Origin of the sequence: Tenacibaculum aiptasiae, assembly GCF_965221665.1 — a bacterium.
In the GTDB taxonomy this organism is placed as follows: Bacteria; Bacteroidota; Bacteroidia; order Flavobacteriales; family Flavobacteriaceae; genus Polaribacter; species Polaribacter aiptasiae.
This window is the reverse complement of record NZ_CBDCSN010000003.1, coordinates 616,867-630,492: the sequence shown is the minus strand read 5'-3', so window position 1 is coordinate 630,492 and position 13,626 is coordinate 616,867. Positions and strand designations below refer to the sequence as shown.

Sequence of the window (13,626 nt, the reverse complement as noted above, 5' to 3'; positions counted from 1 at the left end):
TTGAATATGTTTTCAAGCAGCCTTTCATCAAAAATTAAATAAGCAAAAGATGAAACAGCCTAAAATTACAATGATAGCTGGTGCTTTATTATTATTAGGTCTCTTTATATTCCCTTTATGGAATATTACCTTAGAAGCTCCACAATACCCTACTCCGCTTGGAATGGATATTTATATCAATAAGTTTTCTGATACTAATGAGTTTGATATTAAAAATATCAATTTAATGAATCATTATGTAGGAATGCAATACATACCTAAAACTATTCCTGAATTTAAAGTTTTTCCTGTAGTAATTGGAATTATGGTAGCTTTAGGAGTACTTATAGGATTAAAAGCAAACTACAAATGGTATTTAGGTTGGTTTATAGTGATGACTATTTTAGGTATTGCGGGTATGTACGATTTCTACTTATGGGAATATGACTACGGACATAATTTAGATCCAAAAGCAATTATGAAGTTTACCAACCCTGATGGCTCTGTTATGGGATTTCAACCTCCTTTATTGGGAACTAAAGAAATCTTAAACTTTACAGCACATTCTTATCCTAGATTAGGAGCTTACTTTATGTTTATAGGTATGTTATTAACACTTTCTTCTTATTTCATAGGAAAAAAACAAACCAAAAAGAATTAGTATGAATTATATAAAGCCTTTTATCTTTTTATTTGCCTTACTCCTATTAGCTAGCTGTACAGTGGAACCTCAAAAAATTGATTATGGTACCGACGCTTGTAGCTTTTGTAAGATGACAATTGTAGAGAAGAAATTCGCAGCACAAATTGTTACTAAAAAAGGGAGAGCATCTAAATACGATGCAACGGAATGTATGCTAAACGATATTAAAAACAAGGAAGAAAACTCTTTAGCACATATCTTAGTAACAGACTATACAAAGCCTGAAAAATTAATTAATGCTACTGAGGCTACTTATCTAATAAATAAACAAATTAAAAGCCCTATGGGCGCATATTTATCAGCTTACGCTACTGAAAGCGAGGCTAAACTTAATGGAAATAACATATTTAATTGGGAAGCTATCAAAGAGCACTTCAATTAAGACAATATAACTAGAATTCAACAATAAAATCAATCAAAAAAAATGAAAGCAAAATATTATTTGTTTTGCCTAATTGTTGTTCTATTTTTAAATAAAACAGCTATTTCTCAAAACCAAGATTCTTATAATCAGTGTATTCAATGTAATATGCTTATTAAAGATAAATTACATAATGCTCAAGCAACAACAAACACTAATAAAGTTCTAAACTTTGATGCTATTGAATGCCTTGCTAATTATTTAAAAGAGCAAAAAACAACTACTATTTCTAACCTAACAGTTGCCGATTATAACAGTGGTAAACAAATTAATGCTATAACAGCTACTTATCTAATTAGTAATGCTATTAAAAGTCCTATGGGCGCTAACTTATCTGCTTTTAAAACTAAAAAAGAAGCTGAGTTAATCCTAAAAACTAAGAAAGGAAAACTATATACATGGCAAGAAATTAGAAATGCTTTTAATACTAATAAAATTGGACATACAGAACATCATCATAAGCACCATAATAGGCCTGATGCACATGCACCAATTGGCGTAATGGGAGATCATTTACACTCAAAAAATGGGTTTATGGTTTCGTTTCGTTATATGAATATGGAAATGGACGGGAATCGTTCTGGAACTTCTACTATAAATAACACTTCTATTTTTAATACATACATGGTTGCTCCACAAAATATGACTATGGATATGTATATGTTAGGAGTAATGTATGCTCCTTCTGATAAGTTAACTCTTATGCTAATGCAAAATTTTGTTAGAAATAAGATGAATTTAAAAGCTCGTATGATGATGGGCGGTAATACCATGTTTAGAGATTTTTCTACAAGTTCTTCTGGATTTGGGGATTTAAAATTAGGTGCATTGTATAGCATTTATAATAAAATGAATACTTCTATCCACTTAAATGGTACATTAAACATCCCAATTGGTAACATTAAACAGAAAGATGATACTCCTATGATGCAAAATGCCAAACTTCCTTATGCTATGCAGCTAGGTTCTGGTACTTTTGATATTACCCTGGGTGCAACTTATAAAGGAAATACCGAATACATTTCTTGGGGAGTACAACCTTTATTTACCTTCAGAACAGGAACCAATAGTCAAGATTACAGATTAGGAAATACACAACAGATTAATATTTGGGGAGCTTACAAAGTTGCCAATTGGATTAGCATTTCCGGAAGAGTTTTAGGTATTTCTCAAGGTAAAATATCAGGAAGAGATACTGAGCTTAACCCTATGATGGTTCCTACTGCAAACACCAATAACTATGGTGGCGAAAAAATAAAAACATTTCTAGGTTTTAATCTTATGTTTAATCAAAATTCGAGCTTTAAAAATTTTAGAATTGGTATTGAAGCTGGTGCTCCTATTTATGAAAACTACAATGGTATTCAAATGGACGAAGATTTATCTTTTCAGTTAGGTATTAAATACGCTATTTAACACATTAAAAATGTATTCACTTTTAATTTTTGTACATATTATTGCTGCTTCAATTTGGGTTGGAGGCCATTTAATTCTGGCTATTCGTTTTCTCCCAAAAGCCTTAAAAAAGAATGATTTTTCAATAGTTGAAAATTTTGAAAAGGCATATGAACCTGTGGGGTTACCTGCTTTATTAGTACTGGTTATTAGTGGTATATCATTGGCTTTAATTCGAGTACCTGAGCTAGCTAGTTGGTTTACATTAGAGTCTTATCTTTCTAAACATATAATACTAAAACTAGTTTTATTAGCAACCACACTAGCATTAGCCATTCATGCACGTTTTTTTCTAATCCCAAAAAGAAAACTAAAACCATTAGCTGCTCATATTATTCTAGTTACCCTTGTAAGTATTCTATTTGTATTGGTTGGAGTTAGTTTTAGAACTGGTTTACTATTTTAAATGAAACTAAAAGTTACATATCATATAATCACTTGTATCTTCCTTTTTACTGGAATGTTTGTGAATGCGCAACAGCTACGTGTTTGTTCTAATTGTAAAATTAAAACAATACAAGAAGCGGTTAAAGTAGCTTCTAAACATGATTCCATTTATTTAGGAAAAGGTGTATATAACGAACATGATATATTTATAAATAAACCTTTAACTATTATAGGCAATAAAGAAGCCATTATTAATGGAAATAAAAAAGGATACATTCTTAAAATAGCTTCAGATAGTGTTGCTATTAATGGAATTACTTTAGAAAATGTAGGTAAAAGTTACACCAAAGATTTTGCTGCTATCTACATTTCTAAAAGCAAGCATTTTAAGATTGAAAATGTTCGTTTAAAAACTGTGTTTTTCGGGATTTTAATTGAAAAATCTCACCATGGACTTATCAAAAACAACCATATTTCTAGTGAAGCTAAAGATGAAGCAGGATCGGGAAATGGTATTCACTTATGGCATAGTTCTAATGTTCTCATAGAAGAGAATAAAGTTCATAATTTAAGAGACGGTATCTATTTTGAATTTGTAACCCATAGTAAGGTTCTTAATAACTCAAGTTTTAAAAACTTACGATATGGGTTACATTTTATGTTCTCTAACAACGATGAATATCATCATAATACTTTTGAAAATAACGGTTCAGGTGTAGCAGTAATGTTTTCAAAGTTTATAACAATGACCAACAATACCTTTTTAAAAAATTGGGGAACAGCTTCCTATGGATTGTTATTAAAAGAAATTTATGATGCTGAAATTAATAACAATACCTTTCAAGAAAACACTACAGCAATTAATATTGAAGGATCTACAAGAATTAACTATTCTAAAAATACTTTTACTAGTAACGGATGGGCTTTAAAAATAGCCGGAGCTTGCTATGCTAATAAATTTTATAGAAATAATTTTTTAAACAATTCTTTCGATTTATCATACAATAGTAAACTAAATGACAATAGTTTTAATAACAATTACTGGAGCTCTTATACAGGTTATGATTTAGATAAAAACGGAATTGGAGATGTACCATACAGACCTGTAAAACTCTTTTCTTATGTAGTAAATAAGACTCCAGAAGCAATAGTATTGTTAAGAAGTTTGTTTGTAGATATTATCAATTTTTCTGAAAAAATATCACCAGCATTTACTCCAGATAATTTAGTAGATAAAGAACCATCAATGAACAAGATAAAATGATACACATTAAAAACTTACATAAAACTTTTGGTAAAATTACTGTATTGAAAGAATTGGATTTAGATATTCAGTCTAAAGGAATTTTTGCAATACTAGGTCCAAATGGTTCTGGAAAAACTACGCTTATAAAAAGTATCTTAGGAATGGTAATTCCTGATAAGGGAACTATTAAAATAAACGACAAGGATATTTTAAAAAAGCACACCTATCGCAATAACATAAATTACCTACCGCAAATTGCTAATTTCCCTGAGAACCTTACTGTATCAGAGTTAATTCAAATGATTAAAGATGTTCGTACAAAAGAAGCTTTAGATTCAGGGTTGATAGAACTCTTTGGGTTGCAACCTTTTTTAAAACAAAAACTTGGGAATTTATCTGGAGGTACCAAACAAAAAGTCAACTTGGTGTTAACCTTTATGTTTAATAGTGATTTAATAATACTAGATGAACCTACAACTGGTTTAGACCCTATTTCATTACTGCATTTAAAAGAATTGATTAAATGGGAGAAAGAAAAAGGAAAAACCATTTTAATTACTTCTCATATCATGAGTTTTGTTGAAGAAATGTCTGATGAAATTGTGTTTCTTTTAGATGGAAAAATTCACTTTAAAGGAAAAATTGAGCAACTAAAAGAGCAAACCAATCAAACTGATTTAGAACATGCAATTGCTAACATTTTAACTAAGGAACATGCTTAAAATATTAAAATATAGTTTTTCGGATTTACTACGAAGTAGATGGAGTTATGTATATTTCTTCTTTTATTTAGTTATTGGTTTTGTTTTATTATTTCTAAATAATGATACCTCTAAAGCTGTGATTACCTTAATGAATATTATAGTGGTACTAACTCCTTTAATAGGAACCATTTTCGGAATTATGTACTATTATAATTCAAGGGAATTTACAGAACTTTTATTAGCACAACCTTTAAAAAGAAGTACCATATTTTTAGGACAATATACTGGAGTCTCTCTATCTCTTTCTCTAAGTTTAGTATTAGGTTTAGGCATACCTTTTTTAGCCTATGGAGTAATACAATCTTCTGCTATTTTTAACTTTATTTCTTTATTAGCTATTGGTGCTTTTTTAACCTTTATTTTCGTGGCTTTAGCATTTAATATTGGTTTAGCTAATGAAAACAAAATAAAAGGATTTGGTTATGCTATTTTATTATGGTTGTTTTTAGCAGTTATTTATGACGGCTTATTTCTAATTTCTTTAATTGTTTTTCAAGAGTATCCTTTAGATCAATTTTCTCTATTCTCTACACTTTTTAATCCTGTAGACCTATCGAGAATATTAATTCTATTAAAACTAGATATTTCAGCCTTATTAGGCTATACAGGAGCTGTGTTTCAAAAGTTCTTTGGAACTAACTTTGGAATGTTACTCTCAAGTATTGTTTTAATATTATGGGTAGTTTTACCTACTTGGAAAATTGTTTTAAAATCAAAAAAGAAAGACTTTTAACTTGAATTAGTTTACATCTAATTGCTTTAAAGAAATATGTCTTCCTTTAATTTTTATCTCTTTTGTAAACTCTCTAATGGTTTTGTCTTTAAAATCGTCCATTAATTTCTTTTTAAATGGAGCAACTGTAAAATGAACGGGACAAGGATTTTTATCGTCACAAGAAGACAATCCCATAAAGCATTGATCAAACTTATCGGTTCCGTCTATACTTTTTATAATATCCCAAACAGTATTCTTAAAGTTGAGTTCATTCAAATAAAAACCTCCTGTTGGACCTTTTGAAGAAGAAACTAATTTACTTTTTGTAAGCTGTTGTAATAATTTTGCTAAGAAAGGTTGAGGTACACTTAACTCTTCAGCAATTTTTTTTACTCCTACTCTACTATTTTCTTCATTATGAATAGCTAAATAAAGTACTGATCGAATAGCATATTTACAAGCATTTGATAACATTCACGTTTTTTATATAAAAGTAATAAAAAAGATGTTTTAGTCTTTATTATTTTCGTTTAAACTGACTCATAAAAATGTAAGTTATCGCTATAAAAAATATAAAACTAACAATAACTAAAGCTTCGAAATAAAAATTAATTAGTAATAGATTAAACCAAGAAGTTAGCGCCTTATAAAAAATTAGCACTTCGGTTAAAAGAAATCCAGTTACATAAAAAGCAATACTTCTTTTTGACAAAGTTACAAGTTTAAAACTATACAAAAACAGTAGTAAACAAATACTAACTACTCCTAAAAAAATCCAATGCAAATAGCCTATAACTAAATCTATATTCGAAGCAGTTCTATTTGCTATTTCTGGAATTGTTCCTAATAATTGAAACACTAGTTTTAAGAAAAATAAAAGAACTACCACTTTTAATGTTTTAAGGAAAAAACCTGAATATGACTTTTTAATTTTTTCTTTAGAATCTCTTAATTTATATATTAAATAAATGAATGATATTAATTGAAATACAGCACCTAACCCTGAAACTAAATAAACTCCAAGATGAGGTTTCATCCATAATAATGAAATACCAAAAGTTAAAATAACTCCAAGATTCATTAACCAAAAGAATATATTAAAAACGCTCTTAGAAATTCGAATATTTTGTTTTTCTAAAATATAGAATCCAATACCAAACAATGCTAAAATAAACCATCCATTGTATTGAAAATGAAGGTAAAAATAAATTGCGTTCTTATATAAATCGGAACCACTTCCTGCTGTTTTCATAATTACTCCCAAAGCCCATGGACCAATACTAGAGATAATCATATACCATAAAGCTATACGAACACATTGATAGGAATGTGTTTTTTTCTGTTCTACAGGGGTATGCTTAAACAATATGTATGCATATATATATGAAACAATTAAAAATAGTGTAGAAAAAATAATAGAAAATAAAGCATATCCAGTAAATGGAAATGTAACTAACATTCCTATGATAGTTACTTGAGTTGCCCAAAATATTTTCTGATATTTACTTTTTATATTTAATTCACTCAAATACATCTTAAAAATGAGTGTTGTTATAGCTGTATATACCCACCCTAATAAGGCAATATGTGAGTGTGTATGCACTACAAACCGATAAGTAAACGATAAATCATAAACAGAAAACAAACGCAATAAAACGCCTAAAAAAGCTATGATAAAAAAATAACCTAAAGCTATTTTACTATGTTTTTGCAAGAAATTATTTGATGATAGCATACTTGTAAAAATACGGAATATGAGATAAAAATAATCTTAAAACTAATATGATTTTTATCATTTTATACCATCAGCTTTCGGCGGAACTTTGCAATAAATAAAACAAAATGATGAGTAGAGATATGATGAAAATTGTAACCGCAGAGGAAGCTGTTTCAATTGTAAAATCTAACGATAAAATATTTTTTCAAGGAGCAGCAATGACTCCTAATGTATTAATAGATAATTTATGTGAGCGTTATAAAGAGCTATCTAATGTAGAAATTATTCAAATTCATACACATGGTGAAGCTAAATACTTAGAAGAACCATATTCTAATTCTTTTAAGTTGATTAGTTGTTTTGTAGGAAACAATGTTAGAAAAGGAGTTAACACAAATAATGGTGATTATGTGCCTATTTTCTTGAGTGAAATTCACTGGTTGTTTAGAAGAGGAATTTATCCTTTAGATGTAGCTTTTATTCAAGTTTCTCCTCCAGATAAGCATGGATATTGTTCTTTAGGAGTATCTGTAGATATTACCTTACCAGCTATTCAAACGGCCAAAGTAGTTATTGCTCAAATAAATCCAAATGTACCTAGAACACATGGTGATGGAATAATCCATATTAAAAACATTGATTATGCTGTTGAAGTAAATTCACCAATACACGAATCTATTACAGGAAGTCCTTCTGAAATTGAATCTCAAATAGGAAAACACGTTGCTGGATTAATTGATGATGGTGCTACTTTACAGATGGGTATTGGAAATATTCCAAATGCTGTGCTTCATAACCTAACCAATCATAAACGATTAGGAATTCATACCGAAATGTTTTCTGATGGTATTCTTCCCTTAGTAGAAAAAGGGATTATTACTGGTGAAGAGAAAGAAATTAAAACAGGTAAAATTGTTACTTGTTTTGCTGTAGGTTCTCAAAAACTATATGATTTTATTGACGATAATCCTTTAGTACACTTTAAAGAAGCTGGTTATACAAACGATACCTCACTTATTAAATTAAATCCAAAAGTAACAGCTATTAATAGTGCTATTGAAATTGATTTAACTGGGCAAGTTTGTGCCGATACTATTGGTAAATACCAGTATTCTGGTGTAGGTGGTCAAATGGATTTTATCCGTGGAGCATCTTTATCTAAAGAAGGAAAAGCTATTATTGCTATGCCATCAATGACACCTAAAGGAATTTCAAAAATTACACCTTTCTTAAAAGAAGGAGCTGGTGTTACTACAACAAGAGCCCATGTTCATTATGTAGCAACAGAATATGGAGTAGTTAATTTATTTGGTAAAAGTTTAAAGCAACGAGCAAAAGCTTTAATTTCTATTGCTCATCCAAATTTTAGAGAAGAATTAGAACGAGAAGCTGCCAAAAGATTTTCGTTATAAAACTTTTCATTTTTCCCCTCCCCTTATAATTAAAAACTCCATAATCTTTATTGACTATGGAGTTTTCTATTATATTTTTCTAACAAAATTCGAAATTCATAATGTTATTTTATCGATTGCTTTCGTTTGTATACTACTAAAACAGTTAATAAAATCATACTAAATAGAATTACATACACAAAACTTGGTATTGGTACAGGATCTCCTGAAGCATAACTGTGTAAACCTGATAAATAATAATTTACACCAAAAGAAGTCATAATAATTGACCAAAAAGCAAACATACTTGCTGTATTGATAACAAAGAAATTATTCAACTTTGGTACAAAACGTAAGTGTAAAACAATTGCATAAACTATTATACTAATTAATGCCCAGGTTTCTTTTGGATCCCATGCCCAATAGCGTCCCCAACTTTCATTTGCCCATACTCCTCCTAAAAACGTTCCTATAGATAAAGTAAACAATCCTATAGTCATAGAAAGTTCATTTATATAGCTAAGTTCTTTAATTTTTAACTCTATAATAGTTTTGTTCTTTTTTGTTTTAAATAACATTAAAAACAACGCCATAACTCCTAAAACTGCCGATAAAGCTAATGGTGCGTAACTACTTACAATTGTAGCTACGTGTATTTTTAACCAATACGATTTTAATACAGGCATTAAGTTGGTTATCTCTGGATTTAACCAATCCAAATAACTTACAAATAATAAAGCTCCAGTAAACAAAGTAGCTAATGGCAATGAAAAATCTGACTTTCTAAAAGTTATCAAACCACTTAAAAGTAAGCACCAAGCTACAAAAATAAGCATTTCATATCCATTACTCCATGGTGCGTGTTGAGCTATATACCATCTTAAAATAATATTAAATGTAAAGAATAAGAAAGATACTAATGTGATTAAAATTAATCCATTCCATAAAAAATTAATCCATCTCTTTTCAGCAAACATCTTTACCACGGCTAAGATTAGAAGTAAAAGTCCTACAGTGAAAAATACTTGGAACAACCAAAAATTTATATTCGCTTTGTTATACCATAGCTCTGCTTCTACTCTTTCTTCTGTTGGAATAATATCAGCACTTAACACTTCCTGATACTTTTTAATATAAAGCATTTTTTGATAAGCTTCTTTATATTTCCCTTGTTCTAAATCTTTAAAATAACTTGGTAAAATTGTTTTAGTAAAACGTGCATCTTCTTCAGTAAAATCATTAAAATGATGATTATAACTATACCATGTATTATTCTCATCTCCTTTTTTAGGAAATATTTTTAAATAGTTCCCTGTAAATAAGTTATACAAAATATTAAAACGCTCATCAATCTTTAAAACCTCTTTATCAAACTCATTACGTTCGGCAGGTTTCTTTTTATTGGCTTCTTCTACTTCATTTGATAATAAGTAATTTCCTTCTTTATCTAAAAAACTAATAAATGAGTATAAACCATTTTTACCTTGAATTACATCTTTTAATAAGTCTCCTGTTTTATCAACATCTGCTTTAATAATTGGAATTCTTTGCCATAATTGTGGCACCATGTGCATTCCTAAAAAAACTTGATTTACATCCAATTTTATTGTTCCAGTAGCAATTGGGTATTTAAAATTTGATTTTCGAGAAATTTTTCGAACACATTCAGATGCCAATGTATTAATTGGTTTAATACGACCATCTAAATCTTGAACTAACAAACGTCCAAATATTTCTGATTGTTGTTTATCTATTTCTAAGGAAGAAACTAATCTTTCAATAGCTATTTCTTTAGGTATAGAATCTTGTTTAGTTATAGCAAATGTTGAATTAAATGTAATTAAAAGAAGCGCTATAATTGTAGCTTTAATTTTCAATTTCTTTAATTTTTTATTTATAAGTTGGAAACGTGAAGCCTTTCCAAAAAAAGTAAAAAACATCCCTATTCCCATTAATAAATAGCCCAAATAAGTTACCCAAGTACCTAAAAAATCGTGATTAACAGAAAGCACCGTTCCTTTTTCGTCTGTATCATAACTTGCTTGAAAAAAACGAAATCCTTTATAATCTAAAACGTTATTCATAAAAATACGATAATCAAAGTTTTCTTTTTGATCTATTACGGTTACTTCACTTGCATAAGCAGATGGACTAGACGATCCTGGATATCTTTCTAGTTGAAAATCATTTAACTTTATAGAAAATGGTGTCTGAATTGCTCCAGCTCCGTAAGACAAAATAACTTGCGTTCCATCTTTAAAATCTACTTGATGTTTTATTGGTAAAAAACCTTCTCTGTATAATAAGTTTACTTCTTGTGTTTCTTTTCCTACAGTTAGATTTACAATAAGAGCATCGTCTAAAGAAACATCGTTATCTGTTTTGCTTTTTGCTGAACTTATTAACTTAAACTTTCCTTTTGGATGGTATGAAGTAGGTACAAATGAAAAATCGCCCGATCTAAATAAAGTTCTTAAATTAATTTCTTGTAAGCTATCATGTTTAATTCTACCAGCTTGCTGATTTGACATCATAAAGAAATCTATTGGATGTGGAGTAATCATTTTAAACTTACCATCTTCCTCTATAATATTAATAATTCCTTCTTTATTAGCTTCAAATCCAACTTCATGCTGATGTTTTCCTATTTTTTCTATTTCTCCTTTTTGTAAATAAATTGTATTCCTTCCATTACCTGTCGTTGTAACCATTTTAAGTAAAGGAACTCCTATAATGCTATCTGTAATTACTTCAGGAGATGCATCCGCTACATACTCTTTAAATGAAATTGAAATAGGTGTATTCTTTATATTTTCTTGAAAATGAAAACTATTATCTCTTAAAGGAGAGAGTTGTAATTTTTCTTGAGTCGTTTTACGTTGATTGTCCTTTATAAATGTAGCTGATAATAGTTTGGTATCTGAAATAATTACATTTGAAGTTGCTCCTTCTCTAATACGCATAATCCCGCTATAAGAAGTATAACGTGTTATTCCAGCACCAAACAAAACAATAACAAAGGCTAAATGAAAAAGAAAAATAGCCCACTTACGCTTACTTAACAAATTGTATTTAAAAATATGCAAAAAGAAACTAATTCCTAGTCCTAACATTACTATTTCAAACCACCAAGCATCATAAATACTAGCCCAAGCAACAGCTGTTCCGTAATCGTTTTCAACAAAGGTAGCTACTCCCATAGCAATTGCAAATACTAGCAATAATAGTAATGCTAATGAAGATGATGATAAAATTTTATATAGTTTTTGCATATTTTACTTATTTAAAAAAGATAATTTTTAAAGTTTAACCTCTAAAAATTATCTTTTAACATCTAAACACTGAAGTTTTAATTAATTCAAAGAAACTTTTTTACTTCCGTAAGTCTTTTCTCTTTCTTTTGCTTCCTCTAACCATTTTGGAAGTAAATTTTGTTTAAACTCTTCCTTTTCTTTATGAAGTTTTTCCATGTCTAAGCCTATGTATGCTTGTGCTTTCTCTTTAGTAGAAATATCTGGCATTTCTACAGGCTTATTGTACCCTAATTCTGCTAACAAACGAGCTAATTTTACACGTCCTTCTGTAGCTTTGTCCAAACCACTTGCTATAACTCTACCCGTTTCTACTGGTGAGTGAAAAGAAGCACCGTGTGAAGCTGCTGCATAATCCCAACGCCATTGAGCATGACGGATATCCATCAAAATATCTTTCATTTGTTCTTCTGTAGCTCCTAAGTCCCAACATTTTTTTGCTTCTACATGCATTCTTACTAAAGCATCTTCTAGCTTTAACCTTGCTTCTGTAGATTTTTGTTGACGCTCATATACATTTGCTTTTAACTTATCTGCTTCTTCTCTATGGCAAACTTGACATGAATTTGCTACATTATTCATTGGAGATTGTATATGGTGATCGGTAAATTTCTGTCCACCTTCACTCTTATAAGGCATATGGCAATCGGCACAAGAAACCCCTCTATCTGCGTGTACTCCTGTTAAATAAGTTTCATACCCTGGATGTTGTGCTTTTAACATAGGAGCTTTACTTAATTTGTGCGTCCAATCTTTAAAATTCATATCATCATAATACTTTTCCATTGCCTCAACAGACATTCCGTTTTTCCATGGAAATGTTAAATATGGAACTCCTTCTTTACCTGGTTTTTTCTTATCAAAATAATACTCAACATGGCACTGTGCACATACTAACGAACGCATTTCTTGGTGAGTTGCTTTGTTAATGTCTTTACCCATTGCTTCAAAAGCTTCTACCAATGCTGGTCTGGTAATTGTAAGTTTCATTGTTTTTGAATCGTGACAATCTGCACAACCTATTGGATTTATTACTTCATGTCCTTTATCGGCCCATTTTCCTTTATAAAACTCTGTAATTCCAACTTCATTCATCAACCTAGGTACATCAGGACTTTTACATGTCCAACAAGTAGCTGGCATTGGTCCATCTCCTTTTCCTTTAGGCCCTCCAGTTCTTAAACTGTTTTGTAAATCGACCACTGCATTTTGGTGACCACGACCTTGACTATAATCTTTTGAAAAACCATAACCAGCCCAAAGTACTACTAAACGAGTGTCTTCTTCTAACATATCTCTCATTTTCGAACCTCCTTGAAAAGATTCAAAATCACTTTTTTCAGTTTGTAAGAAAGATTGATACTCTGCCGGAAAATTTTTACCCCATTCTTCATTTCTAGGCTCATTTTCGCTAATTTCTACCTGAGGTACGTATTTATACTTTGCTTCATTTTTTCTATTTACAATGCTTGAAGCTAGTAGCCCTAGTAGAAAAACGACTACTACAGTTACTAAGAATAATAATTTGTTTTTCATT

Annotated in this window: 12 protein-coding genes; 8 read left to right on the top strand and 4 right to left on the bottom strand. The window is 29.8% G+C overall.

Annotated features, from left to right (window positions below; genetic code table 11):
* The first annotated feature begins 49 nt into the window (after window positions 1–49).
* The 7 genes from ACOQN8_RS14710 to ACOQN8_RS14680 are packed head-to-tail and all read left to right on the top strand — an operon-like array spanning window position 50 to window position 5,688.
* Window positions 50–640, top strand: a complete 591-nt coding sequence (locus ACOQN8_RS14710; RefSeq protein WP_150898747.1) for a hypothetical protein — start codon at window positions 50–52, stop codon at window positions 638–640.
* Window position 641: 1 nt separating this feature from the next.
* Window positions 642–1,064, top strand: a complete 423-nt coding sequence (locus ACOQN8_RS14705) for a nitrous oxide reductase accessory protein NosL (protein ID WP_420553235.1) — start codon at window positions 642–644, stop codon at window positions 1,062–1,064.
* 42 nt (window positions 1,065–1,106) lie between these two features.
* Window positions 1,107–2,519, top strand: a complete 1,413-nt coding sequence (locus ACOQN8_RS14700) for a nitrous oxide reductase accessory protein NosL (RefSeq protein WP_420553234.1) — start codon at window positions 1,107–1,109, stop codon at window positions 2,517–2,519.
* Between the two features lie 10 nt (window positions 2,520–2,529).
* A complete protein-coding gene (locus ACOQN8_RS14695; protein ID WP_420553233.1) occupies window positions 2,530–2,964 on the top strand; it encodes a CopD family protein in 435 nt (144 codons plus the stop codon).
* Window positions 2,965–4,209 carry a nitrous oxide reductase family maturation protein NosD gene (locus ACOQN8_RS14690; protein ID WP_420553232.1) on the top strand — a complete coding sequence of 415 codons (1,245 nt, stop codon included), beginning with the start codon at window positions 2,965–2,967 and terminating at the stop codon, window positions 4,207–4,209. It abuts the gene before it with no gap.
* Window positions 4,206–4,913, top strand: coding sequence for an ABC transporter ATP-binding protein (locus tag ACOQN8_RS14685; protein ID WP_420553231.1), 708 nt, complete (start codon window positions 4,206–4,208; stop codon window positions 4,911–4,913). Before ACOQN8_RS14690 ends, ACOQN8_RS14685 begins: the two co-directional genes overlap by 4 nt.
* On the top strand, window positions 4,906–5,688 hold the full coding sequence (locus ACOQN8_RS14680) for an ABC transporter permease (protein ID WP_420553230.1): 783 nt from the start codon (window positions 4,906–4,908) through the stop codon (window positions 5,686–5,688). The genes ACOQN8_RS14685 and ACOQN8_RS14680 overlap by 8 nt, the downstream gene beginning before the upstream one ends.
* 6 nt (window positions 5,689–5,694) lie before the next feature.
* Here ACOQN8_RS14680 and ACOQN8_RS14675 read toward each other — a convergent pair whose 3' ends face one another.
* Together ACOQN8_RS14675 and ACOQN8_RS14670 are read right to left on the bottom strand one after the other, a co-directional pair.
* Complete coding sequence (locus ACOQN8_RS14675; RefSeq protein ID WP_150898756.1) at window positions 5,695–6,144, bottom strand: RrF2 family transcriptional regulator; 450 nt, start codon at window positions 6,142–6,144, stop codon at window positions 5,695–5,697.
* A gap of 46 nt (window positions 6,145–6,190) precedes the next feature.
* On the bottom strand, window positions 6,191–7,405 hold the full coding sequence (locus ACOQN8_RS14670; RefSeq protein ID WP_420553229.1) for a hypothetical protein: 1,215 nt from the start codon (window positions 7,403–7,405) through the stop codon (window positions 6,191–6,193).
* A gap of 125 nt (window positions 7,406–7,530) precedes the next feature.
* Between ACOQN8_RS14670 and ACOQN8_RS14665 the strand changes: the two genes are divergently transcribed.
* Window positions 7,531–8,799, top strand: a complete 1,269-nt coding sequence (locus ACOQN8_RS14665; RefSeq protein WP_370630572.1) for an acetyl-CoA hydrolase/transferase family protein — start codon at window positions 7,531–7,533, stop codon at window positions 8,797–8,799.
* A gap of 104 nt (window positions 8,800–8,903) precedes the next feature.
* Here ACOQN8_RS14665 and ACOQN8_RS14660 read toward each other — a convergent pair whose 3' ends face one another.
* Together ACOQN8_RS14660 and nrfA are read right to left on the bottom strand one after the other, a co-directional pair.
* Complete coding sequence (locus tag ACOQN8_RS14660) at window positions 8,904–12,050, bottom strand: cytochrome c biogenesis protein CcsA (RefSeq protein ID WP_420553228.1); 3,147 nt, start codon at window positions 12,048–12,050, stop codon at window positions 8,904–8,906.
* A gap of 81 nt (window positions 12,051–12,131) precedes the next feature.
* Entirely contained in the window at window positions 12,132–13,625 is a 1,494-nt protein-coding gene (gene nrfA / locus ACOQN8_RS14655; RefSeq protein WP_150898760.1) for an ammonia-forming cytochrome c nitrite reductase, read from the bottom strand.
* Between the last annotated feature and the right edge of the window lies 1 nt (window position 13,626).